The 25,054-nt window shown below is 67.7% G+C and carries 18 protein-coding genes and 1 pseudogene; 13 read left to right on the top strand and 6 right to left on the bottom strand.

Going from position 1 to position 25,054, the window contains the following annotated elements:
• The first annotated feature begins 294 nt into the window (after positions 1-294).
• From BLR02_RS30150 to BLR02_RS23755, 11 genes and pseudogenes are all read left to right on the top strand, one after another.
• Complete coding sequence (locus BLR02_RS30150) at positions 295-1,974, top strand: NADH-ubiquinone oxidoreductase-F iron-sulfur binding region domain-containing protein (protein WP_090664880.1); 1,680 nt, start codon at positions 295-297, stop codon at positions 1,972-1,974.
• Positions 1,971-4,709, top strand: a complete 2,739-nt coding sequence (fdhF, locus tag BLR02_RS23800) for a formate dehydrogenase subunit alpha (RefSeq protein WP_218128038.1) — start codon at positions 1,971-1,973, stop codon at positions 4,707-4,709. The genes BLR02_RS30150 and fdhF overlap by 4 nt, the downstream gene beginning before the upstream one ends.
• Positions 4,710-5,002: 293 nt before the next feature.
• Complete coding sequence (locus BLR02_RS23795; RefSeq protein ID WP_090664878.1) at positions 5,003-6,514, top strand: helix-turn-helix transcriptional regulator; 1,512 nt, start codon at positions 5,003-5,005, stop codon at positions 6,512-6,514.
• A gap of 222 nt (positions 6,515-6,736) precedes the next feature.
• A complete protein-coding gene (locus BLR02_RS23790; protein ID WP_090569170.1) occupies positions 6,737-6,919 on the top strand; it encodes a CsbD family protein in 183 nt (60 codons plus the stop codon).
• On the top strand, positions 6,882-8,012 hold the full coding sequence (locus tag BLR02_RS23785; RefSeq protein WP_245704928.1) for a hypothetical protein: 1,131 nt from the start codon (positions 6,882-6,884) through the stop codon (positions 8,010-8,012). The genes BLR02_RS23790 and BLR02_RS23785 overlap by 38 nt, the downstream gene beginning before the upstream one ends.
• 244 nt (positions 8,013-8,256) lie before the next feature.
• On the top strand, positions 8,257-9,276 hold the full coding sequence (locus BLR02_RS23780) for a YsnF/AvaK domain-containing protein (RefSeq protein ID WP_090664876.1): 1,020 nt from the start codon (positions 8,257-8,259) through the stop codon (positions 9,274-9,276).
• Between the two features lie 146 nt (positions 9,277-9,422).
• Positions 9,423-9,680, top strand: a complete 258-nt coding sequence (locus BLR02_RS23775) for a GlsB/YeaQ/YmgE family stress response membrane protein (RefSeq protein WP_090569159.1) — start codon at positions 9,423-9,425, stop codon at positions 9,678-9,680.
• A 334-nt stretch (positions 9,681-10,014) separates the two neighbouring features.
• Positions 10,015-11,406: a coiled-coil domain-containing protein gene (locus BLR02_RS23770; protein WP_090569155.1), complete on the top strand. Its 1,392-nt coding sequence runs from the start codon at positions 10,015-10,017 to the stop codon at positions 11,404-11,406.
• Between the two features lie 108 nt (positions 11,407-11,514).
• Positions 11,515-13,095 (top strand): Na+/H+ antiporter, encoded by a 1,581-nt coding sequence (locus BLR02_RS23765; protein ID WP_090664875.1) that lies wholly within the window; start codon positions 11,515-11,517, stop codon positions 13,093-13,095.
• Positions 13,096-13,233: 138 nt separating this feature from the next.
• Positions 13,234-13,685: pseudogene (locus tag BLR02_RS23760) on the top strand (transposase).
• Between the two features lie 74 nt (positions 13,686-13,759).
• Complete coding sequence (locus tag BLR02_RS23755; RefSeq protein WP_245704927.1) at positions 13,760-15,205, top strand: L-lactate permease; 1,446 nt, start codon at positions 13,760-13,762, stop codon at positions 15,203-15,205.
• Between the two features lie 345 nt (positions 15,206-15,550).
• Here the strand turns inward: BLR02_RS23755 and BLR02_RS23750 are convergent, their stop codons facing one another.
• The 3 genes from BLR02_RS23750 to BLR02_RS23740 form a co-directional block, all read right to left on the bottom strand.
• Positions 15,551-16,048, bottom strand: coding sequence for a nuclear transport factor 2 family protein (locus tag BLR02_RS23750; RefSeq protein ID WP_090569150.1), 498 nt, complete (start codon positions 16,046-16,048; stop codon positions 15,551-15,553).
• Between the two features lie 63 nt (positions 16,049-16,111).
• Positions 16,112-16,459, bottom strand: coding sequence for an Atu4866 domain-containing protein (locus BLR02_RS23745; RefSeq protein WP_176849774.1), 348 nt, complete (start codon positions 16,457-16,459; stop codon positions 16,112-16,114).
• Complete coding sequence (locus BLR02_RS23740) at positions 16,459-17,187, bottom strand: SDR family oxidoreductase (RefSeq protein ID WP_090664873.1); 729 nt, start codon at positions 17,185-17,187, stop codon at positions 16,459-16,461. Before BLR02_RS23740 ends, BLR02_RS23745 begins: the two co-directional genes overlap by 1 nt.
• A 143-nt stretch (positions 17,188-17,330) precedes the next feature.
• Between BLR02_RS23740 and BLR02_RS23735 the strand changes: the two genes are divergently transcribed.
• Positions 17,331-18,278 (top strand): LysR family transcriptional regulator, encoded by a 948-nt coding sequence (locus BLR02_RS23735; protein ID WP_090664872.1) that lies wholly within the window; start codon positions 17,331-17,333, stop codon positions 18,276-18,278.
• 402 nt (positions 18,279-18,680) lie between these two features.
• On the opposite strand, the gene BLR02_RS23730 is transcribed toward BLR02_RS23735, so the two are convergent.
• Both BLR02_RS23730 and BLR02_RS23725 read right to left on the bottom strand, forming a co-directional pair.
• Positions 18,681-20,366 carry a GMC family oxidoreductase gene (locus BLR02_RS23730; RefSeq protein WP_245704926.1) on the bottom strand — a complete coding sequence of 562 codons (1,686 nt, stop codon included), beginning with the start codon at positions 20,364-20,366 and terminating at the stop codon, positions 18,681-18,683.
• A 99-nt stretch (positions 20,367-20,465) separates the two neighbouring features.
• Positions 20,466-21,260, bottom strand: coding sequence for an alpha/beta fold hydrolase (locus BLR02_RS23725; RefSeq protein ID WP_090664871.1), 795 nt, complete (start codon positions 21,258-21,260; stop codon positions 20,466-20,468).
• A 570-nt stretch (positions 21,261-21,830) separates the two neighbouring features.
• Between BLR02_RS23725 and BLR02_RS23720 the strand changes: the two genes are divergently transcribed.
• On the top strand, positions 21,831-24,419 hold the full coding sequence (locus BLR02_RS23720) for an ATP-binding protein (RefSeq protein WP_090664870.1): 2,589 nt from the start codon (positions 21,831-21,833) through the stop codon (positions 24,417-24,419).
• A 172-nt stretch (positions 24,420-24,591) separates the two neighbouring features.
• Here the strand turns inward: BLR02_RS23720 and BLR02_RS23715 are convergent, their stop codons facing one another.
• Positions 24,592-24,921, bottom strand: a complete 330-nt coding sequence (locus BLR02_RS23715) for a winged helix-turn-helix transcriptional regulator (protein ID WP_218127549.1) — start codon at positions 24,919-24,921, stop codon at positions 24,592-24,594.
• Between the last annotated feature and the right edge of the window lie 133 nt (positions 24,922-25,054).

Genomic DNA, 25,054 nt, shown 5'->3' with positions numbered 1-25,054 from the left:
CGAGTACCGCGTCCGCTTGCCCGTCATCCAGGGCCATCCTTCTCACAAGCGAACCGAGCTTACCCGCCTGTCCGAAATCCAGGGACCACCTCACTAGCGCCAAAGAGTGCCCCGCGCGACCGCGGCGCCACGCTCGGCGAGCATCAGGTTGAGGTTGCGGTCGCTGATTGAGACCGTAGGGCACCAGCGGTTAGCCCCATGCCGAGGTGACTCTGTATTGCTTTCGACGGGAGGCGACCGATACCTTGCCAAGCGCCGGGAGGAAGCGAAGGCGTGACATCAGGGCCAAGGTTCATGACGACCGGACCGACCAGCGGCAATGCCATGGCACCAAGGCGCGGGCCGCGCGGCCGTCACCCGAGCGAGGCGGACCGCGCCGCCGTAGCCGTAGCGGTTGCGGGCCTCGCACCGGTGCGGGAGATGCTGATCGAACACCTTCATGCGCTGCAGGACCGGCACGGCGGATTGCGCGCCGGGCATCTCGTGGCCTTGGCCGAGGTCCTGCGCCTGGCGCCCGTCGAAGTCTTCGAGGTGGCCAGTTTCTACCATCACTTCGAGATCCTGGAGGACACGGCGCCGGCGCCGGCGCCGCTGACGATCCGGGTCTGTACCGGCCTGCCTTGCCAGCTCGCCGGGGGTGGCGCCCTGCTCGACGCGCTCGCGGCGGCACCGCCGTCGGGAACCCGGGTGGCGGCCGCGCCATGCATGGGCGCATGCCACCGTGCGCCGGCCTGCGCTCTAGGCCATGATCTCGTAGAATCCGCAACGCTCACGACGGTCGCCGCTGCCGTACAAAGCGGCCCACCGGCCTTGCCCTCACCACCTGCCCTTGACGCCTATCTCGCCCAGGGTGGGTATACGGCGCTGCGAACCATCCGGCAGGCCGGCGATGCGGGGCGGGAGGCGATGCTCGCAACGCTGGAGGCGGCCTCGCTCCGGGGACTGGGCGGTGCCGGCTTCCCAACCTCGCGCAAGTGGCGGCTGGTGCTCTCACAGCCCGGACCGCGCCATATGGTGGTCAATGCCGATGAGGGTGAGCCCGGCACCTTCAAGGACCGGTACTGCTTGGAGACCGAACCGCACCGCGTGCTGGAGGGCATGCTGATCGCAGCCCATGCCGTCGGCGCCGAGGCCTGCTGGATCTATCTGCGGGACGAGTACCCGCACCTCCATCACGCGCTGCGGCGCGAAATCGCGGCGCTCGATGCCGCCGGGATCGCCGAGCTGCCCATCCATCTCCGCCGCGGTGCGGGCGCCTATATCTGCGGCGAGGAGACGGCGCTGCTCGAAAGCCTGGAAGGGCGCCGCGGCTATCCACGGCACAAGCCACCTTTCCCCGGCGAGCAGGGGCTCTTTGGCCGGCCGACCCTGATCCACAATGTCGAGACGCTGTGGTTCCTGCCGGACGTCCTGGGCGAGCCCGACGGCGCGGCGCGCTTCGCCGGGCATGGACGGCGCGGGCGGCAGGGCTTGCGCTTCTTCAGTGTCTCCGGCCGGGTGCGTGACCCGGGCGAGAAGCTGGCGCCGGCCGGCGTCACCGCGCGGGAGCTCATCGAGGAGTTTTCCGGCGGAATGGCCAAGGGGCACCGCCTTGCGGCCTATCTGCCAGGCGGCGCCTCGGGCGGCATCCTGCCCGCCTCGATGGCGGACCTGCCGCTCGATTTTGGCACGCTGGATTCGGTCGGCTGCTTCGTCGGCTCCGGCGCGGTCGTCATCCTCTCGGATCAGGACGACCTGGCGGAGGCGGTGCGCAATCTGGTGCGCTTCTTCCGCGACGAGAGTTGCGGCCAGTGTACGCCCTGCCGCGTCGGCACCGCCAAGGCCGACGCGCTGCTGCGCCCCCCCCGCTGGGATCGCACGCTGCTCGAGGAACTCGCGGCGGCCATGGCGGATGGCTCGATCTGCGGCCTTGGTCAAGCGGCGATGAACCCCGTGCGCAGCCTGTTGCGCCACATGCCGGAGGCGGTGCCGTGACACGCTTCACCCTGGATGGCCGCAAGGTCGAGGCCGCATCCGGCGAGACGATCTGGACCGTGGCACAGCGCGAGGGGGTGGAGATCCCGCATCTCTGCCACCTGCCACGGCCGGGCTACCGGCCGGACGGCAACTGCCGCGCCTGCATGGTCGAGGTCGAGGGGGAGCGGGTGCTCGCCGCCTCCTGCATCCGCGTGCCGCGCGAGGGCATGGTGGTGCGGAGCGCGAGCGAGCGTGCCGCCCGCGCCCGGCGGATGGTCTTCGAACTCCTCCTGGCCGACCAGCCGGAGCAGGAGGCGCGTGATGCAACCGGCAGCTTCGCCCGCTGGGCGAGGCAGCTCGGCGTCGCCCGGTCCCGCTTCCCGCCGGAGGACACGCGGCCGGCGCCGGACCTCTCGCATCCCGCCATGGCGGTGCAGCTCGACGCCTGCATCCAGTGCGGCCTCTGCGAACGAGCCTGCCGCGAGGTGCAGCACAACGATGTCATCGGTTTGGCGGAACGTGGCATGGCGGTGACCGTCAGCTTCGACCTGCTGGACCCCATGGGCACCTCGACCTGCGTTGCCTGCGGCGAATGCGTGCAGGCCTGCCCGACCGGTGCGCTGCTGCCGAAATCCGTTCTGGACGAGGCCGGCCGCCGTGCCGCGCCGCCGGAGCGTGAGGTCTCCAGCATCTGCCCCTATTGCGGCGTCGGCTGCCAGGTCGGCTTCCGGGTACGCGAGGACCGGATCGAGGAGGTGGTCGGCCGCGACGGCCCGTCCAACCAGGGGCGGCTGTGCGTCAAGGGACGCTTCGGCTTCGGCTACCTGACCCATCCCGACCGGCTGACGCGGCCGCTGATCCGCATCGCGGGTGCGGCCAAGGACCCGGCCGACTGCCTGGACCCCCAGGCCGCGCGCGGCAAGTTCCGCGAGGCGAGCTGGGAGGAGGCGCTTGGTCGAGCTGCCGCCGGCCTCGCCCGCATCCGCGACACGCGGGGGCCGAACGCGCTTGCCGGCTTCGGTTCGGCCAAGGGCTCCAATGAGGAGGCCTATCTGTTCCAGAAGCTGGTACGCACCGGCTTCGGCACCAACAATGTCGACCACTGCACCAGGCTCTGCCATGCGGCGAGCGTGGCTGCGCTTCTGGAGGGCATCGGCTCGGGCGCCGTCACGGCCCCCTTCACCGCCGTCCGCGATGCCGAGGTCATCGTCGTCATCGGTGCGCGGCCGACCGAAAACCATCCGGTCGCAGCCACCTACCTGAAGGACGCGGCGGCCAGGGGCGCAATGCTGGTCACCATGGACCCGCGTGGTAGCGCGCTGGACCGCCATGCGGCCGAGGTGGTGCGTTTCGCGCCAGGCCGCGATGTCGCCGTGCTGAACGCCATGCTCCACACGGTGATTGTGGAGGAGCTGTACGACCGGCAATACGTCGCTGCCCATACCGAGGATTTCGCTCTGATCCGCGACCATGTCGTGGCCTATACGCCGGAGACGATGGCCCCGATCGCCGGCGTCCCCGCCGAGCAGCTCCGGCGCGTGGCGCGCCTCTATGCGCGCGCGGGATCGGCCATGATCCTCTGGGGCATGGGCATCTCGCAGTCGACCCACGGTACAGACAACACCCGCTGCCTGATCGCGCTTGCCCTGCTCTGCGGCCAAATCGGGCGGCCCGGGACGGGGCTGCACCCGCTGCGTGGCCAGAACAACGTCCAGGGCGCCTCGGACGCAGGGTTGATTCCAATGATGTTCCCGGATTACCGCCGAACCGGGGACGATGCGGCGCGCGCCCATCTGGAGCAGCTCTGGAACGCGCGGCTGGATCCACGGCCAGGCCTGACGGTGGTGGAGATCATGCACGCCGCCGAGCGGGGCGACATCAGTGGCATGTACGTCATGGGTGAGAACCCGGCCATGTCGGACCCCGACGTCACGCATGCCCGCGCCGCGCTGGCGCGGCTCGAGCATCTGGTGGTGCAGGACCTGTTCCTGACCGAGACCGCGGCGCTGGCCGATGTGGTTCTGCCGGCCTCCGCCTGGCCGGAGAAGGATGGCAGCGTGACCAATACCAACCGTCAGGTCCAGCTGGGCCGTGCCGCTGTACCGCCGCCTGAGGGGGTGCGGCAGGATCTCGCCATCATCGTGGAACTCGCCCGACGTCTCGGCCTCTCCTGGTCCTACACGCACCCGCGCGACGTCTTTCCAGAGATGGCGGAGGCCACGCCGTCCCTCGCCAACATCACCTGGGCGCGCCTCGAGCGGGAGGGCAGCGTCACCTATCCCTGTAGCGGACCCGATCAGCCAGGGCAGGAGATCGTCTTCGGCGACCGCTTCCCGACCGCTTCGGGCCGCGCCCGCTTCGTCCCCGCCGGCCTCGCCGACCCGGCGGAGATGCCGGACGCGCAGTTTCCCTTTGTCCTCACTACGGGCCGGCAGCTGGAGCACTGGCATACCGGCACCATGACACGCCGCGCCGGTCCGCTGGACGCGCTGGAGCCGGGGCCGACCGCCGCCCTGGCGCCGGCCGAGCTGACGCGGCTCGGCCTCTCGCCCGGTGACCGCGTACGCCTTGCCACACGCCGTGGCGCCATCGAGCTCGCGACTCGGGCCGACCCGGCCCTGCCGGACGGGCTGGTCTTTGTCCCGTTCGCCTTCCGTGAGGCGGCAGCGAATCTGCTGACAACCTCGCAGCTCGATCCCTGGGGAAAGATCCCCGAGTTCAAATTCTGTGCGGTGCGCGTGGAACGGATCTGAATGCGCTAGAGCCGACGCCTGCGCTTGATCGTACCTGCATTAACCGGCGCACTTTGCAGAAAGTGCACGATGTTGGTCGCCGTGCCTTGCTAGCGGCGACGGTGCTTAACGGGCACCGCTGACTTGCTGCGGAGGCCTTATAGCCTGTGTAGAGGCATTCGGAGATCAGGGAAGCAGCAACGCCCAAACCTCGGTTTGGTCCGAAGCTCCACTGGTCTGATCCATGCACCAGCGTCATACTCCGCCGTTAAGATGTAGCGCGGATAGCAACGCCACAGGCTTGGAGCGTCTACATGTCAGATTTGCCCGCGCAAGATCACGTTGACCAGCAACAGCTGCGACTCATACTCGCGGCGCTACAGGACGGGGTGATCCTCTTCGAGCCTAGCCAGCATATCTCCTGGGCGAACAGGGCCGCCCTCGAGATGCACGGAGTGCGCGAAATCGCGGACCTTGGTGCCACCGTCTCGGAATACCGCGAGCGGTTCGAACTGCGCTACCGCAACCGGCATCACCTGCCGAAGGGCCATTACCCGATGGAACGGGTGTTGGCGGGCGAGGCCTTTGACGAGGTAGTGGTCGAGGTGGCCCCAGCCGGACAAAACGAGGCACAGTGGACCCACCGCATTCGCAGCCTGGTCCTCAACGACGCTGCCGGTGTCCCGGACTGCCTGGTGCTGATCCTGAACGACGAGAGCGAGCGCTTCGATGCTGAGGAACGCTTCGAGACGACCTTCGCTGCCAACCCGGCACCCGCCGTAATCCTCAGACTGTCGGATCATCGCCACGTCAAAGTCAACCGTGGCTTCCTTGAGATGACCGGCTACTCGGAGGAGCAGGTGCTCGGGCATTCCGCCTACGAGATCGACGTTCTCGAAGGTGCCGCGCGGCGGGAGCTCGCCATCGAACGGCTCCAGAACGGGCGCACCATCCCGCAGATGGAAGCGGTGCTGCAGTTATCCGGGGGAGGCGAGAAGCGGGTCATCGTCGCTGGGCAACCGATCGAGTTGGGTGATACGGCCTGCATGCTGTTCAGCTTCGTCGATCTCGAGCGCCATAGGTTGACCGAAGATGCCCTGCGGCAGAGCGAAGCTAGCTTCGCTACGGCGTTCCGCCTCACACCCGTGCCGACCTTCGTTGCAGAGCGTACCGGCTGCCGTGTCATGCTGATCAATGACGCCTTCACCCAGGAATGCGGCTACGCCGAAGCGGAACTTGTTGGGAAGGGCACTGACGAGATCGGGTTGTGGGTTGACAAGATGGCGGGGAAGGAATTGGAGCGGCAACTCCACCGGGATGGCTCGGTGCGCAACCTGGACATGAAGCTGCGGACCAAGGAAGGCGGCATACTCGACTGCCTCGTATCGGCCGAGGCGATGACCATCGGAAACCGCCCGTGTGTTCTGGTGGTGGCACAGGATGTTGCCGAGCGCCGTCGCACGGAATCCGAGGTTGTGGCGGCGATTGAGGCGGTGATGCAGGACACCTCCTGGTTCAGCCAGGTCGTGCTGGAGAAGTTGGCCAAGCTGCGACGGTTCGATGCGCCCCATGGTGCCGCAGCGGAATTGGGCGACCTGCCGCAGCGAGCGCGCGAGGTGCTCACATTAGTCTGCCGTGGCATGGCAGACCCCTCGATCGCCCGCAAGCTGAGGATTTCCCAGAATACCGTGCGCAACCACATTGCCGCGCTCTATCGCCGGACCGGAGTGAACAGCCGGACGGCCCTGGTCATTTGGGCCCGCGAGCGCGGCTTCGATGGAGGTCCGCCGCGCAAGACGCCGGAGCCGACCAGCAGGCCAGGATAGGAGCGGCCGATCGCATCGCCCCTGCCTACGGTGTGGCCTGTGGAGCAGCTTGATTTCTGGGCACTAGTGCTGGGCCCCTACTGGAATAGTGCAGGCATACCAGTCGAATCTGCCGATTGCTCGGCTACTCGCCGAACTCCGGATCACGCCATGCAGTTATGCCGGCAGCGCCGTGGCTGACCGATCCTGGCTTCAGTCAAAGGCGCCCTGAAGGAAGGCCAGATGGACAGCGATCGCATCGCGGGCACGGCCAAGCAGGTAAAGGGCTCTATCAAGGAGGCCATCGGCAAGCTCACCGGCGACACTAAGGCCCAGGCCGAGGGTGCCGCAGAGAAGGCCGAAGGCAAGGTCCAGAACACCGCCGGTGATGCCAAAGCCGCTGTTCGAAACGCCACCGGAAAATAGCCACCCAACAACGATACGAGGAAAACTCAACGGTCCGGCGTCTGCCGGGCCGGTTCCACACGCGCGTCCTGTCGAGATGCGTAGCGTATCGGCCAACACCGGCGATGTTTCCACCTCGTATTTTACAGAGAGGACTTTGAACATGCAGACTCGAACAACAGCAGGCACTTATGACGACGCCGCTGCCGCCACGGTTCTTCCAGAGGGCGCCCCGTCATTGCCCTCGCGCATGTCATGGGGCGCAGTGATCGCCGGCGCCGTCGTGGCACTCACCATTGGCTTGATGTTGAACGCCCTGGGCGCCGGCGTGGGTGCCACGACGGTCGATGCTGCGGCGCGCGGAACACCTTCTGCATCATCCTTCGGCATCGGTGCGGCTGCTTGGCTGCTGGTGTCCAACCTCATCGGCCTCGCAGTCGGCGGATACGTCGCCGCGCGCCTGTCCGGCACCGCCGACAACACTGATGGCACGCTGCACGGCCTGGCCGTGTGGGGCACTACCTTCCTGATCTCCGCTGTGTTGCTGGGCAACCTCGTGTCCGGCATCGCCTCTACCGCTACTTCCGGCGCTTCCAGCCTGCTGGGCAGTGTCGCATCAGGTGCGGGTTCCGTGGCCTCGGCCGCCGGCCAGCAGGCTGCCGACCGTACGAGCACTGGGACGCTGCAATCGATGGCGCAGAGCGTCACCGATCGTGTTCAGAGCGCGCTGAGTGGGACTGGTGGCAATCCAGCCGCGATGACGTCCGACCAGCGCAAGGCCGAGATGGGGCAGCTTGTCACCAAGCGAGTAACGGATGGTCAGCTGTCGCAAGCGGATCGCGAACGCCTGAATCAGCTTGTGGCAGCTGAGTACAACATCAGCCCGCAAGATGCTCAGGCGCGCGTTGCACAGGCGGAGCAGCAGGCCACCCAGGCTGCGCGCCAGGCTGAGGAAACCGCCCGCCGCGCTGCGGACACGGCCGCTTCCGGCACATCGGTAGCCGCCTTCTCGGTCTTCGGCATCATGCTGCTGGGCGCCATTGCCGCAGTTCTTGGTGCCCGCCGTGGCACCCGCGACCTGCTGACGTTCCGGAGCACCCGGCACGTCGCCTGACTGCAGTACCCGAGAGGGTACAACGGCGACGCAGCCGCACCCTCGAGTGACCTTGCTGGCGGAAATGCGTCCGAGCAGGAAGGTGAGCAAGGCGCCCCAAATCCGTCAGGGGGGCGAGAACGCCGTGGAGTGGTCCGTCGAACGCGGACCCAGCATGCCACGATCGACAAAGTGCCAGCGGGAGGGGCAACACCCCTGCCCGCCGGAACGACGCAGTGAAGCAACAGCCCCAGGAGAAACCATCATGTCGCGAACCATCACCGCCATGTTCGACGATCGCGCGCACGCAGACGCCGCCGTTCAGCAACTGACGCAGCAACTCAGCATCACCAGCAGTGATATTCAGATGCATGCGGCCGACGCAGCATCGACAACCGGCGGTACCGCCGCCGCGTCCGGCGATACCGGCTTTTGGGCGTCGCTGAAGGATCTTTTCGTGCCTGACGAAGACCGGACTACCTATGCGGAGGGCGTGCGCCGCGGTTCCGTCGTCGTGTCAGCGACGGTCGACGAAAACATGCTTGACCAAGCTATGGACGTTCTCGAAGGGCACGGCGCCGTGGACCTTGACACCCGCGAAGCCGAGTGGCGGCAGGAAGGCTGGACAGGCACCCAGACCGTTGCCTCGGATGCCGGGGTAGCCAGCGTGCCGTCCGCCAGCGGCTTTGGTGTCGCTGCCACTGGCACGGCCGTCGGCTCCACCACGCCCCCTGCCGCTTCCACGGCGGCGCCCGCGGTCGCCACGACCGCCCGCGTCGGCGGCGAGGAGGCGATCCCGATCGTCGAGGAGAGCCTGCGTGTGGGCAAGCGCGACGTGGAGCGCGGGCGGGTCCGGGTGCGCTCCTACGTGGTCGAGACGCCGGTGAGCGAGCAGGTGATGCTGCACCAGGAGCATGTCGATGTAGAGCGTCGCGTGGTCGATCGCCCGGTAACCGGCGCTGACGCCGTGTTCCAGGACCGCACCATTGAGGCCACCGAGACTGCCGAAGAGGCGGTGATCTCCAAGGAAGCCCGCGTCACCGGCGAGGTCGTCATCCGTAAGGAGGCCACCGAGCGGACCGAGACGGTGCAGGATACCGTCCGCCGGACCGAAGTGGATATCGACGACACCACGACGGACGCCGCCCGCGCGAGGACGGGTGTCGGCACTGCCGGCGCCGCCCCTGATGACGCGCCGGGCAACCCGCCCGGCACGATGGCCAGCCGCGCGGTCGACAAGACGCTGGGCACCAACGTCAGCGGCGCCAATCCCACCAAGCGCTGACGAATGCTGGATGGGGTGGAGACCGGAGCAATCTGTCTCCACCCTGCTTGCTAATGACCAAGACCGCCCCCGCAGTGGCGACAGGGCGAGCCACTGCCTGAACGGTACGTACCCGCCACACCCCACTCCGCCCGGAGAACACTCCCATGTCCATTATTGCCTGGCTTGTCCTGGGACTTATTGCTGGCTTCATCGCCAGCAAGCTGTATGCCGGTAGCGGCCAAGGGGCTGTCATCGATATCGTCCTCGGCATCGTCGGTGCCTTCGTTGGCGGCTTCCTGTTCAACATGCTTGGTGGAGCTGGCATCACCGGCTTCAACCTGTACAGCATGATCGTCGCCGTGATCGGCGCGGTTGTCGTGCTGTGGGTCTACCATGCCGTCACCGGCCGGCGGAACGTCTGAGGCGGTTCAAGGATGGAGGAAGACGGCGCCGCCACAGCATGTGGCGGCGCCGTCTTCCATGGGCCAATCTGCAGCCCGGTGATGGCGCAGAAGACGTCATGAGTGGCTGAACAACCATCGAGATGATCACGGTCACTGTCTTTGACGTGTCTTGGTGGGCACCGAACGCTTCACAGATGTGTCAGACCCTTTTGAAAGCTTCCTGACCATGGTGGACAAGCAGATGAACAAGACGCCAGCGCCAGGGGACCGGCCGGCACCGGCTCCTGCAATGGTCAGCCCGGCTGGCATGTTTGGGCTATCCTGGCCTGTGCTCGGTGCCGCAGGAGCAGCGTTGATCCTGCTCGTCCTCGGATGGTCCATCGCCGTGTCCCGTGGCAACCGACTGGAGGCCGCCGAGCAGGCTGGCCAGGCCCGTGCAGCACGCGTGGCGGAGCTCGAGGGCAGCTTGGTGCAGGAGCGGCAGGCAGTGGGTGATCTCGCCGCCTTGACGCAGCGGATTACTGCTGCGGAAGCGCGAAGCCGCGAGCTCACCGCCGGCACGACGCAGACGGAGGCACGCCTCGCGGAGCTCGGACGACAGACCGCGGCCGGAGAGGGCCGGGTCGCCGAGCTCAAGGCCGCTGCCGACGCGGCCGAGGCGCGAGCCGCGGAATTGCGACAGGCCGGCGAGGCCGCGACGGCTGCTCTGGCCGAAACCCGCACAGAGGCTGCCGCAGCCGATGCTGCGCTGGCCGAGCGCCGAGGCGAGGTTGAGCGGCTGACTGCTCAGCGCGACGCCGCGACCGCTGCTCTACGCGAGGCCGAAGAGCGTGCGGCCGATTTCTCTGCCCGGGCAGAAGCGGCGCAAGGGCGCGTTGCGGCCCTGGTCGCAGAGGCCGGTCGGGCCCAGGAGACTTTGACGACCCGAGAGGCAACGATCGCCGGTTCGGAGAGCCGGGTCCAGACTTTGCGTGAGGGGATTGCGGCCGCCGAGGCCGACCTCGCCGCACGCCAGGGGGCGCTGGCCGGGGTGGAGGCACGCCTGGCCGAAGCCGGCCGTGGAGCTGATGCCGCAGCCGAGCGGGTCCGGGCCGGCGAGGCCCGGGTGGCCGAGCTGCTCAACGCGGCGACCGGCGCGGAAGGTCGTCTGGCCGAGCTGCGTAGTGCAACCGAAGCCACCGCGGCGACCTTGAGCGAGCGCCAAGCTGCGGTCGCTGCAGTGGAGGCTGAGCGCGCCCGCTTGGCAGCAGCCGTGGAGGCCAGCGGCGTCGCGCTCGCTGCGGCAGAGGCACGCCTTGCCGAGGCAAACACGGCAGTCGGGACGGCAGAGCAGCGTGTCGCCGCGCTGCGAGCGCAGGCCAGCGAGGCTGAGGCAGCGCTCGCCGGCAAGCAGCAGGCTGTAGGAGAGACCGAGCAGCGGCTGGCCGCGTTGCGTGACGAGGTGGGAGTGGCCGAGAAGGCTGTGGCAGACCGGCGGGCTGAAGCCGAGGCTGCTGCGCAGCGCGCAGCGGCGGCGGATCGCAGTGCGGCGGAGGCGGCCGCCCGGGTCCAGTCGCTGGAGGGCCGGGCTACGGCGCTGGAGACGGACCTCAATGCGGGAACTTTGACTCTTGACCGATCCAAGGCGGAAGCGGCGGAATTGGAGCGTCAGTTCGCTCAACGACGCCAGGAGCTGTTAGCCCTCGAGGCGGCGGCGAGAGGGGCGAGCGCCACGACCACGATGCCGGTAGCACCCTCGCCATAGGATGCCTTCCTCTCCCTGACATGATCATCCCGACCGCCCTCTCGTGGTGGCCGGGATGCTTCGACAGATGAAAGGCGGCCTGGGCCAGCCCTGCCGCACGCTGATCCCATGCATGTCTTCGAGCTTCTGCTGGTCCTCCTTGCGGCCTGTGTCGCCCTCGCGGTACTCGCGGACCGGCTGAACCTTCCCGCCGCCGTCACCCTCGTGCTTGGCGGCATGGGGCTGGCATTCGTCCCGGGGCTGCCGACGATCGTGCTCGATCCCGAGCTCGTGCTGGCCCTCTTTCTGCCACCACTTCTGCAGGTCAGTGCCTACCGGACGGACTGGCCCTCCTTCCGCAGCCACCTGCGCCCGATCCTGCTGCTGGCGATCGGGGCCGTGTTCTTCACGGCCGGGCTGGTCGGAGTAGTAGCCAAGCTGTTCGTGCCATCCCTGCCCTGGTGGGCCGCCATCACCCTTGGCGCAATCGTGGCTCCACCCGATGCCGTCGCCGCTGCCTCTGTCCTGAGCCGCTTCAGGCTGCCCAAGCGGATCGTGACGGTGCTGGAGGGAGAGAGCCTGATCAACGACGCCTCGTCACTCGTGCTGTACAAATTCGCGGTCGCGGCCGTCGGCGTTGGAACGGTCAGCTACGGGCAGGGCGCGCTGCAATTCTTCAGCGTTGCGCTGGGCGGGGCGCTGGTGGGCTGGCTCGTCGGTCGGGTTGCGATGTGGATACTCGCCCATCTCGAGAACACCCTGCTCGACCTCATGATCACCATCCTCGCCGGCTTCGCTGCCTATATCGCCGCCGAGGTCATCCATGCCTCCGGCGTGCTTGCAGCCGTTGCCTGCGGCTTGGTGCTGGGGCGGCAGCAGCATGCCGAGTTCACCGCGCGCACGCGGATCGAGTTGGTCGCTGTCTGGGGTTTCCTGGAGTTTGCCCTGACCAGCCTCGTCTTCATCCTCATCGGGCTACAGCTGCGTGGCATCACCGCACGCCTGGCGGAGGATAATTTCCAGCAGCTGGCAATATTGGCAGCAGCCGTGTCGGCAACCCTCATCGTGAGCCGCTTCGTCTGGGTACTCGCCTCAGCCTGGCTGCCCCGTGCCTTGTCGCGAAACCTGCGGGAGCGCGACCCAATGCCGCCCTGGAGCCATTCGATCGTCATCGCCTGGACGGGGATGCGGGGCGTGGTCAGCCTGGCCGCGGCGCTCGCGCTGCCGGAAGCTTTCCCGGGCCGCGACATCATCCTGTTCCTCGCCTTCTGCTCGATCTTCGTCACGCTGGTGATCCAGGGTACGACCCTGGGCTGGGTTGTCGGGCGCCTCGGCGTCACAGAGGAGGAAAGCGTGCTTCCCGAGCCCGAAACGGCTGAGGCCCGGGCAGAGATTGCGACGGCTGCGCTGGAGGCTGTCCGGCAACATCTGGACGGCCCGAAGCCCACCGAGCACACGGAGGCCGCGACCGAGCTGGTACAGGAGTACGAGGTCCGCGCCGAACGGGCGAGCATCGAGGGGCAGGACCTTGAGACCAAGAGCGGCCAGTTGGAGGCCCAGCAGCGCCTGCGCCTCGTCGCCATCGCTGCGGCGCGTGAGCGGCTGGCTGACCGGAGCGAGACAATGGACACCGAGGCCCACCGAGCACTGGGCGAGGAGCTGGATCTTGAGGAGCAGCAGATTCGGCGTGCCCTCGAAGGCGGACCATAAAGGGCGATGATGTAACCTGTGGTGGAGAGCCGGTGGACTGAGAGCCCGCTTTGGAACGGGACCGAGTGGATCTGAGATGAGGTGAGCGGCGGCGGTCCGCAGCGTTCGAGAGGCGTCTGACGTCTTTCGAGGCTGCCCATAGGGCACCCCGCCGCCCGGGCCGAACTTGCTCATCGGTCCCAACCCTATGCAACCTGCCCCACAGATGCCGAGTGGCAGATCGCGCAAGCGTTCCTGCCCGCCCCGGCGCCCTGCGGCCGACCACGACGCTGGCCGATGCTGGCGTTGCTCGACGGCGTGCTTTGTGTGCTGCGGACCGGCTGTGCCTGGCGACACCAAACACGCGACTTTCCGCCCCGGCAGACGCTGCGCTGGTTCCTGCGCTTGGTCCGCCTTGAACTCGTCCAGCCGAAGCCCGGCCAGCGCGGCTTCGCCGTGCAGCCCCGCCACTGGGTTATCGAGCGCATCTTCGCCGAAGAGGGCGATGTCGCCACCTCGCACGCGATCATGAAGCCACGCCCAGTTCCGCCGTCACCTTCTTCGTCCTCGCCGCTGCCACCGTCCTTCTCAGACGATTGGCAAAGCCGTAATGAAGCGGGTTCTTACAGGCAGGACATGCCCAACCAAGAAGGCAGACCATCCATTGATGTATTTTGTTTGGATCTTGCCTGCCTTCGTCGTGATCGGCGCCATAATGAGCGGCAAGGCCAGCACGCTCGTCGCATCGATGCTTGGCCTTGGCGTCTCGGTCGCCGTTGCCCTGACGGCTGCACCGCATAGTTTCCAACTCGCGGATGCCGCTGTCTCGCTGGCGAGGGGCATCTGGATTGGTTGGGTCGTCGTTCCCTATATCCTGGGCGGAGTTTTATTCTGGCAGATAGCGATGCGGCCCGACGCCGCCCTGCCGGCCGCGGGTGCCTTGCCAGACGTTCGCGCTGGACGACGGCTTCTGTTTGCGGCCTGCTTTCTTATTGGCCCCTTCGCCGAAGCGGCCACGGGTTTCGGTGTCGGTATCATCGGTACTATGGCGCTGGTGCGCCGGCTCCAGGTTGGGCCGGTGCACCTCCTCGTCTTCTCCCTGCTTAGCCAAACCATGATCCTGTGGGGTGCGATGGGCAGTGGTACGATCATGGCCGCCGCCCTGGCCCGCACCGACCCGACCACGCTTGCCGTTCATGCCAGCGTCCTGGTTGTTGCCTTCAACATCGCCTGGCTGGCGCTCTACTGGCGCCTGGCCGATCAGGCCGGCTTCACTGCCGGCTGGCGCGAGCGGCTCCGCGAAGCTCTCTGGCTTGGAGCCAGCTTGGCCCTTGTCATCACCGCAACCGCCTTGCTGGGTCCAGAGACCGCAATGCTCGCTGCCTATGGCCCGATGATCGCACTGCGCTACCTGGTGGATGAACGTCCAAACCGTCGCGCGCTGGGCCGAATGCTGCGCCGGATGCTGCCCTTTGGCGTTCTGATCGGCTGGTTGGCGGCCACACGGCTGTTCGCGCCACTGGAGGGTTTTCTCCTGGCGGCCGGACGCCTGCAGCCCTTCGCCGGCACACCGGCTTGGGCGCCGCTTTTCCACGCCGGGACTTGGCTTGTCGTTGCGGCAATCCTTACCGGGCTGCTTCGGGGACAGGCCCGGATCTTTCCGACAGATGTTCGGGCTGCCTGGACCACCGGGCGCCTTGCCATTTTGAGCATTTTTACCTTCTCCGCCATGGCAGAGATCCTGGCCGGTTCAGGCATTGCCACCGGCCTTGCCCAAGGCCTTTTCCTCACGCTTGGCCGTACAGCGGTCGTGCTGATGTCGGTTGTTTCAGCCGTTTATGGCGCGCTGGCCAACAGCAGCAACGCCGCTAACGGGCTCTTCATGGCGGCACAGGTCAATCTGGCAGTCGAAGCCGGTCTCCACCTTGCAGCTGCCATTGCACTTCAGCATGCAGCAGCACTGTCGCTTAACCTGGTCTCGCCTGTGCGCATCGCCATCGCCTGCAGCCTTGCGGGCACCCCAGGCCGCGAGCGCGAGGCCTATCGGGCTATGTTGCCATTCGCATTGGTGACTATTGCCCTGCTCCTGACTGCAGCGATTCTGGTTGTTGCCTGGGGAGCCGGACGGTAAGCGGACCCTATCGCAAGAGAAAGCGGCTCCCCAAATCTTTGGGCATGGTCTCTATGCCGCCGGTCAGTCTCGTTTTTGCGGCTGAATTGGATGGAATGCAGCGGGCAGGCTATCGCCCGAGCGTCGGCTCGCCCTCGTGAGCGGAGATGGAATTAGACCGCTCAGATTCATCCGTTATAGCTTGGCGTGGCCGGAAGCAGCGGCTCCGCTTCCGGCTTCGGCTATAAGGAAGGAGTTGTTGAGGCACGGGGTAGCCTCAGCGGGTCTCGCCTTCGGGTTTCGTCCAACGCCACCTGCCCGCGCTCAATAGCAAATCTTGTGTGCGGGAGATCAAGGAATACTCCATTAAGGCCTGCGCGGCTCGCTTGTATCCACGACCCGCTGATAGGCGACGAGATCGAGGAAGGCCTCGGCCTCCACGACCACACCGCCCCTCATCCGGAAGATCCACACGAACTGGTTGCTGTAGGCACCACCCGAGGTGGTTGTGGCACTTGCCTCGAAGCGGATGATGACCGTGTCGCCGACCGCCCAGATATAGTGAACTTGCGGGACGAGCGGGGTTGCGAGCCGGCTGATAAGGGGACGCGACGCGCGCTCGACAAAATCTTCGCGGCTCCGATAGGTCCCCGCCACTGGGCCGGAGCCATGGATGGTCCAGACCACATCAGGCGCGAGCAGTGCGGTGAAGACATTGTCGCCCGCTCTCCATCCCTCGAAGGCCTGCCGCACGATCTCCTCATTGCGGGACTTTGCGGGCCCCGCAGCCTCTACGGGCGCCGCAGCGAGTGCGAGCGCCAGCGCCGCCCCCGCGAACGGCCGAACCAAGCTTCTCAGATCCATGACATCATCTCCCTTATTGTAGGAATCCGCAGTCCGGACTGTTCGAACAGAGGCGCCGCGTGATCAAGGCGGCGACGGGGCACGGCTCGGCTGCACCCGCCGGCGCAGCACCATGCCGCCGTGATGAAGGGTATCGGCATCGACGAAGTCGCCATCGGCGGTGAAGCCGGTGTCGTCCCAGTACTCGATGTGATTGCCGGTCACTTCGTAGCGACCCCGATACGCGCTCTCCCTCCTGCCACGCGCCTCGTCGTAGCGGCCGTTCGGCAGCAGCTCGTGCCGCACCCGCCCGTCATCGCTGACCCACATGCCCACATAGGGATGCGTTGGCCGCGCCGCGTCCTGCTCTGCGGCCGTGGGGTTGGAAAGCCCCATGGCCAGGACCGCCACCGCTGCGCCGAGGCCGCGCATCAATGCGCCGCCCGGGTTGGCCGCACCACGATCTCGTTGACGTCCACCTCCTCCGGCTGCTCCAGAGCGAAGCGTACAGCGCGGCCGATCGCGTCCGGCTGGATCGCAACGGCACGGTAGGTCTTCATGGCCTCCGCCGCTGCGGGGTCGGTGATCGTGCCAGCAAGCTCGCTCTCCACCACACCCGGATGGATGCAGGTGACGCGGATATCGTCGCGCTCCTGCCGCAAGCCGTCCGATATCGCGCGCACAGCGAATTTGGTGGCGCAGTACACCGCCGCCATCGGCGAAACGGTGAGCGCGCCCACCGAGGCGATGTTGACGACATGGCCCGAGCCGCGCGCCGTCATCTCGGGCAGCACGGCGGCAATGCCGTAGAGCACGCCCTTGATATTCACATCCACCATGCGCTCCCACTCCTGGACCTTCATCGAGGCCATGAGCGACAGCGGCATCACCCCGGCGTTGTTGACGATCGCATCCACGCGGCCGAACTCCTCCCGTCCCGCTTGGGCTAAGGCCTCGACGCTGCCACGCTCCGTCACGTCGAGATGGCGCGTCAGGATGTGGGCGCCGGTGCCACGAAGCTCCTCCGCCAGCGCGTCCAGGCGCTCCGTGCGGCGGGCGCCGAGCACCAGCGTCGCACCGGCCGCCGCGAGTTCCCTGGCGATGCCGAGCCCGATGCCGCTGGAGGCGCCGGTGACAAGAACAACCTTTTCAAGAGCCATGGTGGCTTCTCCCATCTGCCCGGCCACGATCCCGCTCCCTACTGGCAGGGGTCGCGGCTTCGGCCGGCGGGGGAAAACTAGGTGTTCCAGATTGGCCTGATAATCCGCCTTCTCGACAACAGGTTGGTTAGTATAATTGGACAATGCGGTCCGATCTCAACGCCCTTGCCGTTTTCGCCACCGTGGCGGAGGAACGCAGCTTCCGCGCCGCTGCAGACCGCCTGGGAGTCACCCGATCCGCCGTCAGCCAGTCAATCCGTCGGCTGGAGGAAACACTCGGCGCGGCGATCCTGCACCGGACCACGCGCAGCGTCGCACTGACCGAAGCCGGCGAGAGGCTGCGCGCCGACATCGCCCCCGCGATCGCCGAGATGCGCGCAGCCATGGAGGGCGTGCGCAGCCTCGGCGGCCCGCCGCGCGGACAGCTGCGCATCGCCGTGTCTTCCATCGCCGAGACCTTCCTGTCCGGCCCCCTTCTCGCCGGCTTCGCCCGGGCCTTTCCGGAGATACAGCTCGACATCCTCGTCACCGACGAGGATAGCGACATCGTGGCGATGGGCTTTGATGCGGGCGTGCGTCTGGGCGAGGTGATCGAGCAGGATATGATCGCCGTCTCCGTCTCGGACGATCAGCGCCAGCTCGCCGTCTGCTCGCCTGTTTACCTGACGGAGCGCGGCCGGCCTGAACACCCGCGCGACCTGGCGCGGCATCGCTGCATCGGCTGGCGCCCGGCCCCTCACCGCCCACCCTATCGCTGGGAGTTCGCCGAAGGTGGGCGGGAATTCGCCGTCGACGTGGCACCCGAGGTCACCACCAATGACATGGGTTTCATGATCCGCATGGCGCTCAGCGGCGCTGGGATCACCTTCGGTATGGCGGACACGTTCCGGAGCTTTTTGGAGCGAGGCGAGCTCGTGCCCTTATTGGAGGAGTTCAGCGCGCCCTTCGCGGGCTTCTACCTCTACTACCCGAACCGCCGGAACGTCGCGCCCAAGCTTCGCGCACTCGTCGATTATGTCCAACGACATCGCTGCAATTCTAATATTGACTTGCCTGGCTCAAGGAGATTGCAGCGAAAGCCTCCGCCATGACGCCTTTTATCATCGAGGGACATAGTTTTCGCTTCACCCGTCTCTGCCCACCGGTAACCGGACAGCTGCCCAGCCATCCAGCTGTGCTACCGGGCGCTCAGCTGCCATGGCCCAAGCTGGCCGGCAGCGGAATAGCTCGTCCGGTGGACCCGGCCAGCCAAGAGGGTTGGGGTCAAGAAGGCCACCGTCGCCGTCGCGCGCAAACTCTCCGTCATCCTGCGTCACATGCTGCGCGACGACCGCGATTTCCGCTGATCGGCACGGCAGGCATGAGCGCACGGTAGCGAAACAGGAGATCCGCCGAGTGGACGGGTCGGGTCCTGTGCCGAATGGGATGTTGGCCAACGCGGGAGTTCCGCAGCAGATCGGGACCCTAAGCCTTCCGGCGTCTTCCAGAGGTGGCTACAGCCCGTATGCTTGCCGGATCATCTTCGCAGCCCGCTCGCCGATGATTGCGCAAGGCGCCTGCGTATTGCCGGTGGTCACGCGCGGCATAATCGAGCCGTCCGCCACCCGCAGGCCGTCCACGCCATAGACCTTCAGCGTGCCGTCCACGACCGACATCTCGTCCCGTCCCATCTTGGCCGTGCAGCTCTGGTGCCAGTAGGTGACGGCGGCATCGCGGATATAGAGGTCAAGCGCCTCGCCCTTCAGCTCGCCCGGCATGACCTCGCCCCGCACGAAGGGACGGAAGGCCGGCGCATTGCCCAGGCTGCGACAGAGCTCGACGCAGGCCCTCGCCGTCGTCATGTCCGCCGGATCGGACAGGAAGCCCGCCTCGATGGCGACGGGTGCCGATGGATCCGTGCTCTGCAGGCGCAGGCGGCCGCGGCTGGCCGGCTGTGCGAGCCCCGCGAACATCGTCCACCCATGCGCCGGCACGCCGCGCGCCGCCGTCCGGTCGCTCGGGACGGGGAATTCGACCTGGCAGAACAGCAGGTCCGGCGCGTCGAGGTCGGAGCGGCTCTTCCAATACAGGGTCGCCTCGCTGCCGCTGTTCCGGGGCGCGATCGGCTCGGCATATTCCCAGGTGCAGCCGAAGGAGACATGGTCCTGGAAATTCCGGCCGACGCCGGCCAGGTGCTGCAGCACCGGGATGCCGAAGCGCCCCAGCTCCGCGCGGTCGCCGATGCCGGAATGCATCAGCACCTTCGGCGTCTGGATCGCCCCCAGCGACAGCACGACCTCAGCGCTGGCGCCTACCGTCGTGACCTGCCCGCCACGCAGGAATTCCACACCAATCGCGCGGCGGCCGTCGAAGACGATGCGACGCACTAGGGCGCCGGTCAGCACGGTCAGGTTGGGCCGATCGAGCCAGGGCCCAAGATAGGCGCGGTACAGCGAGTGGCGGCGGCCGTCGCGGACCAGCATGTCGCTGATGGCGGCACCGCCCTCGCCCTCCATCATGCGGCCGTTCGGATGCGCGAAGGTGGGAATGCCGATCTCGCCCGCGGCGTCGAGCATGGCATGCGCGATCGGGCTTGGATCGGGCGCGGGCTGTACCCAGACCGGTCCGCTCGTCCCCCGGAACTGCGGGTCGGGGACGCCCTGCCAGTTCTCGATGCGGCGGTAGATGTCGAGGACGTTCTCGTATCCCCAGGCCGGATCGCCTGATTCCTGGGCGAAGAAATCCCAGTCGCTGCGGTGTCCACGCGCCCACACCATCACGTTGATGCTGGAGCCGCCGCCAAGCCCCTTGCCCATCGACAGCGGAAGCTGCCGCCCGTTCAGATGCGGGGTCGGTTCCGCCTGGAAGCCCCAGTCCCGCTCGCTGCCGAGATTGGTGGGCCACAACGCGGGGTTGAGCACGGACTCCACCTCGTCGCTGCCGCCCGCTTCGAGCAGCAGCACCTGGGCCTCTGGATTCTCCGCCAGCCGCCGCGCGACAATCGAGCCGGAGGCGCCGGCTCCGCAAACGACGAAATCGTAGTACGGCCGCAACTTGGCTGTCAGCCACGACTGGTTGTCGCGCGCCCGCATGGCGAAATCGCGCTCTTCAGGGGAAACAGCATCGGTCATGGTCTGAAATTCCTTCTTGCATGGGGCGGCATCGTCCGGACGCGGCGCGCACGAGCCGACGATGCACACGCCCTTGTCGCCCCCCCGAGCGGTTCGCCCGAAGCCAACCGAGGCGGCGCCGGTGCCGTGGTTGTGGTGCTGTCTGCATGCGGGCTGGTGTTGGTGTGGTCAGCGTGGTGCGCGCGGGGCTTCGCGTGCCGCCTCGTCGATGACGGTGGCGACCACCTTCGCCTGGGTCATGAAGACGGCGTGGCTGGCCGCGACCTCCGTGACCCTGGCGCCGATGCGGCTTGCCATGTGGTGCAGCATGCGGAGGTCGAAGGCCTTGTCCCTGGTCGCGATCACCGCCCAGCTCGGCCGGCTGCGCCAGGCAGCCTGGGACAGCTTCGTACCGAATGCGGACATGGCGATCGGCACCTGGGAGTCGCGCATGAATGCCGCTTCGGCGTCGCTGGTGTCGGCGGCGAAGCCGGCCTTGAAGTTCTCCGCCTTCACGAAGCCGAAGCCATCACCATGCGTGTCGATGACGAACTCGGGCGGCGTGACGAAGCCTTCATATTGCTGGGCGGTGGTCTCGCCGGCATCGGGGGAGAGGGCGGCGACATAGACGAGACCTGCGACCTTCGGGTGGACGCCCGCCTCGGTGATGACGGTGCCGCCCCAGCTATGGCCGACGAGGATGGTGGGCCCGTCTTGGCGGTCGAGGATACGGCGGGTAGCGGCGACGTCGTCGGCGAGCGAGGTAAGCGGGTTCTGGACGATACTGACGCGGTAGCCCCGGGCGGTCAGCTCGTCATAGACGCCACGCCAGCCGGAGCCGTCGGCGAAGGCGCCGTGCACGAGCACGACGTTCCTGGCAGGTTGCGGGCCAGGACCCTGGCCGGCAGGCTGCGCCTGCGCAGCGGTGGCGACAATGGTAGCGGCGGCGGCGGATGCGACGAGATCACGGCGGGTGGCGGACATAGCAGGGGTTCCTATCTGAGGGGGTGGGAAGCGGGCGGTCAGCGACGACGCCTTCAGCTTGCGTGGAGGCTTGGGTGCACGACATCCGCATGTGTCGTGCAGATGCCGCGCGGGAGCATCGCGCAGGTCTTGGGAGTCCTTGGCGGCCTTCACCGCCACTCTGCGCGGCTGCCCGGCCGCGGCAGCCGAAGCCAAGCCACCCCTGCGAAGAAAACCACGCCGCGCGGGATGGGTGCCCACGATCGCATCTCCCATGCCTGGCGCGCCGCCATTGGGCGACGACCGAGGGAAGAATCACGCTCCGGCGGCTCGAAGTCCTGGCCCTCCCGCCAAATAGATCCAAATTTTCCGAACCTGCGATGCCGCGTCGGGCCGCCCGCAGCAGGGCTCGTTCCTGGCCCGGCGGCCGTGCAGAGGGCGTCCAGGGTGCACTTTGCCCCTCCGCCCCTGGCTGGGGGTGGGTCGGTCACGCCCGCCGCGTGTAGTCTGCGGTCCGATGGATGATGGCGGCCAGCGCATGGCCGCGCCGAGCAAAGAAATGCAAATTTTTCCAAATGGAGGAGCGTCGCCATGGCCGAGACCGCGAAAGCCTTCGCCTTCGGGCCCTTTCGCCTGGTCCCGGACCGCCGCATCCTTGCCGCCGAGGGCAGGGAGGTCCCGATCCGCGGGCGCGCCTTCGACCTGCTCCTCGCCCTGGTGGAGCGACGCGACCGTGTCGTCTCGAAGGACCAGCTCATGGATCTGGTCTGGCCCGGCCGCGTCGTGGAGGAGGGGAACCTGACCGTCCATGTCGCGGGCCTGCGCCGGCTGCTCGGCAGCGGCATCATCGCGACGCTGTCCGGGCGGGGATACCGGTTCGTCGCCGCCGTCACCGAAATTCCAGCCGAGGATGGGTGGCGACCCCTGCCCGCCCCTTCCCTCCCGCCGTCGGCCCAAGCGGAGACGCCGAGTCCGGCGGGCGCCACGCCCTGGCCGGGGGACCTGCCCCGCCCGCTGACGAAGCTCATCGGCCGCGACGGAGACCTCGACCGGGTGGAGGCGCGACTGCGCGATGCGCGCCTCGTCACGGTCGTGGGGGCCGGCGGCGTGGGCAAGACAAGGCTCGCCCTGGCCACCGCCGACCGCATCCGGCATTGCTACCCGGACGGCGCCTGGTTCGCCGATTTCGGCCCGGTGGAGGACCCCCGCCTCGTTGCGGCCACGATCGCCGCCGGCCTTGGTGTCGATGTCGGCGGCGGGGATGCGCTCCGCGTCGTGATCGCCGCGCTGGCCGGCCGGCGCGGGCTGCTGGTACTCGACAGCTGCGAGCACCTGGTGCGTGCCGCCGCCGACGCCGCCGAGGCGATCCTGCGAGGCTGCCCCGGCATCGTGATCCTGGCGACCAGCCGCGAGCCGCTCCGCGCCGAGGGCGAGCGGCTCCACCGGCTGCAGCCTCTGGGCGCGGCGGCACCCGATTTTGCGATCACCGCCGAGCGGCTGGCGGACTACCCCGCCAGCGAACTCTTCGTCGAGCGCGCTTGCGCGGCGCTCGGCGAGTTCGTGCCGGGCGATGCCGAGGCGGGCGAGATCATGAAGATCTGCCAGCGCCTGGACGGCATCCCGCTCGCCATCGAGCTCGCCGCCCCGGCGCTGCAGGCCATGACCCTGACGGAGCTTCGCGGGAGGCTGGAGCGTCACTTCGAGCTGCTCACCGCCGGGCGGCGGACAGCGCTGGCGCGGCAGCAGACGCTCAGGGCCACGATCGGCTGGAGCCTCGATCGGCTCGAGCCGTTGGAGCGCGCGCTTCTGCTGCGGCTGTCAGTCTTCGGCGGCACCTGGACTGCGGGCTCTGCCGCCTTCCTGGCGGGTTGCGCATCCGGGGAGGACGCGGTCTGCGGCCTGATCGCCGCGCTGGTGGACAAGTCGCTGGTCCAGGCAGACCTGACAGGGGTGCAGGCGCGTTACCGCCTGCTGGCCTCGACGCGATACTACGCCGCCGAGCGTCTCTCCGCGTCCGGCCTGGCCGAGGCGCGGCGCAGCCTGGTGCGGTGGCTGGTGAAGGCCTACGAGCGGGCCGAGGCGGATTGGCCGTTCATGGCCGACGACGACTGGTTCGCACTCTACGCGCCCGAGATCGAGAACCTGCGGGTGGGCCTGGCCTGGGCCTTCGGGCCGGACGGCGACGAGCGCCTCGGCGTCGAGCTGGCGAGCCATACCGAGCATGTCTGGGCCGAACTCTCCCTGACGGGCGAACTGCATGACTGGTTCGACCTGGCGATCTCCAGGATCGACGAGGCGACCCCGCCCGAGGTCGCGGGCCGGTTGTGGCTTGGTCGCTGTGGGTGGGTCTCCCCCAGGGGTGCCCAGGCGCTCGACGCCGCGCGCCGGGCAGTCGCGCTGTTCCGTGCCGCCGGCAGCCGGGTCGACCTTGGGCGTGCGCTATGGCGCCAGGCTTGGCAGCACGCCCTCATGGGCAACCTCGCCGCCGCCGGCCCCCTGATCGACGAGGCCGAAGACCTGCTCCGCGGTGAGCAGGCGAGCAAGGCCCTTGTATCCTGCCTGAGGGCCCGGGCCGTCTTCCGTTTGCGCGGCAACCAGCCTGCCACGGCGCGCGCGGACCTGGAGGAGGCGCTCTCCATCGCCCAGCGCCTCCGCAGCCCGCGCGACATCGCCCTGACGCTGGGGAGCATGGCCGAGCTCCACTGCGCCGCAGGCCGGATGGAAGAGGCCATCGCGGTCGCGCAGGAGGCGCTGGCCTCCCTCGGGCCAGCGCAGGCGCGCTCCGCCTGGGTGCAGCATATCGCTGGGGCCGTGGCATCCTACCGACTGGCGGAGGGCGACATCGCCGGTGCGCGCCCGATCGTCGCGGAAAGGCTGGCAGCGGCCCGGCTTATGGGGCTGCCGCATGAGATGGTCGCCAATCTCGAGAGGCTGGCACTGATCGCCGCGATGGAGGGCAGCTTCGCCACGGCCGGGCGGCTCTTCGGCTATGTCCAGTTCTGCCACGCACAGCGCGGCATCTTGCGCAGCTTCGGCTCGGAGGCTGTCCATGATCGGCTGCAGGCGGTGCTGCGCCAGAGCCTGACCCCGGACGAGCTGGAGCAGATGGCAGCATACGGAGCCAAGCTTGGCGAGGAGGAGATGGTGGCGGAGGCCTTCGCCATTGCGTTGCGGTCATGATGCGGCACCCGGTAGATCCCGGTGCCGGATTCATGCTTGGCCGGGGCGCGGTTCGACGCCGGGCAGGTGAAGGCGTCGGGCGTGCCACCACAAGCGGCACCCGTATTCGGTCGGTCTCCACAAGCAGCTCCCCGCAAGGGCATGCGGCGCAACGGCGTTTCTACTCACACTGTCAGCCCATGGGCCCAACCGCCTCGACGGACCGTGGGCGACGCTCGGCTGGCGCGCATTCCGCCCAGATGAGCAGGGCATCAAGCGCCGGGCACAGCGACTGCCCCCAATCGGTCAGGTGGTACTCCACCTTCGGCGGCACTTGGTGATGGACGATGCGGGCAACGACGCCGTCTGCCTCGAGCTGGCGCAACTGCTGGATCAGCATCTTCTGCGACACGCCGGGAATGGCCCGCTCGAGATCGGAAAAGCGCCGCACCTGCCCGCCGAAGAGCTGGAACAGGATCACCAGCTTCCATCGCCCCTCGAGCACCCTGATAACGTTCTGCACGCCCTGCGCGGCCGTCTCCGGCGTGTAGGACGCACGCTTACCCGAAGGTAAGTCCCTTACATTTCTGTCCGTTCTTGTCATTCGGTCAGCTTAGAAACAGCTTCACGGCGGAGCAAGGAAACCGCGGAGAACT

The sequence above is a fragment of the Belnapia rosea genome (genome assembly GCF_900101615.1).
Classification (GTDB): domain Bacteria; phylum Pseudomonadota; class Alphaproteobacteria; order Acetobacterales; family Acetobacteraceae; genus Belnapia; species Belnapia rosea.
This window is presented reverse-complemented; position numbering and strand designations above follow the sequence as displayed.

Bases quoted from the DNA above. Each gene is read 5' to 3' on its own strand.
- BLR02_RS30150 (WP_090664880.1), top strand. From the start codon at position 295: ATGACGACCGGACCGACCAGCGGCAATGCCATGGCACCAAGGCGCGGG.
- BLR02_RS23795 (WP_090664878.1), top strand. From the start codon at position 5,003: ATGTCAGATTTGCCCGCGCAAGATCACGTTGACCAGCAACAGCTGCGA.
- BLR02_RS23790 (WP_090569170.1), top strand. From the start codon at position 6,737: ATGGACAGCGATCGCATCGCGGGCACGGCCAAGCAGGTAAAGGGCTCT.
- BLR02_RS23785 (WP_245704928.1), top strand. From the start codon at position 6,882: ATGCCAAAGCCGCTGTTCGAAACGCCACCGGAAAATAGCCACCCAACA.
- BLR02_RS23780 (WP_090664876.1), top strand. From the start codon at position 8,257: ATGTCGCGAACCATCACCGCCATGTTCGACGATCGCGCGCACGCAGAC.
- BLR02_RS23775 (WP_090569159.1), top strand. From the start codon at position 9,423: ATGTCCATTATTGCCTGGCTTGTCCTGGGACTTATTGCTGGCTTCATC.
- BLR02_RS23765 (WP_090664875.1), top strand. From the start codon at position 11,515: ATGCATGTCTTCGAGCTTCTGCTGGTCCTCCTTGCGGCCTGTGTCGCC.
- BLR02_RS23750 (WP_090569150.1), bottom strand. From the start codon at position 16,048: ATGGATCTGAGAAGCTTGGTTCGGCCGTTCGCGGGGGCGGCGCTGGCG.
- BLR02_RS23745 (WP_176849774.1), bottom strand. From the start codon at position 16,459: ATGCGCGGCCTCGGCGCAGCGGTGGCGGTCCTGGCCATGGGGCTTTCC.
- BLR02_RS23740 (WP_090664873.1), bottom strand. From the start codon at position 17,187: ATGGCTCTTGAAAAGGTTGTTCTTGTCACCGGCGCCTCCAGCGGCATC.
- BLR02_RS23735 (WP_090664872.1), top strand. From the start codon at position 17,331: ATGCGGTCCGATCTCAACGCCCTTGCCGTTTTCGCCACCGTGGCGGAG.
- BLR02_RS23725 (WP_090664871.1), bottom strand. From the start codon at position 21,260: ATGTCCGCCACCCGCCGTGATCTCGTCGCATCCGCCGCCGCCGCTACC.
- BLR02_RS23720 (WP_090664870.1), top strand. From the start codon at position 21,831: ATGGCCGAGACCGCGAAAGCCTTCGCCTTCGGGCCCTTTCGCCTGGTC.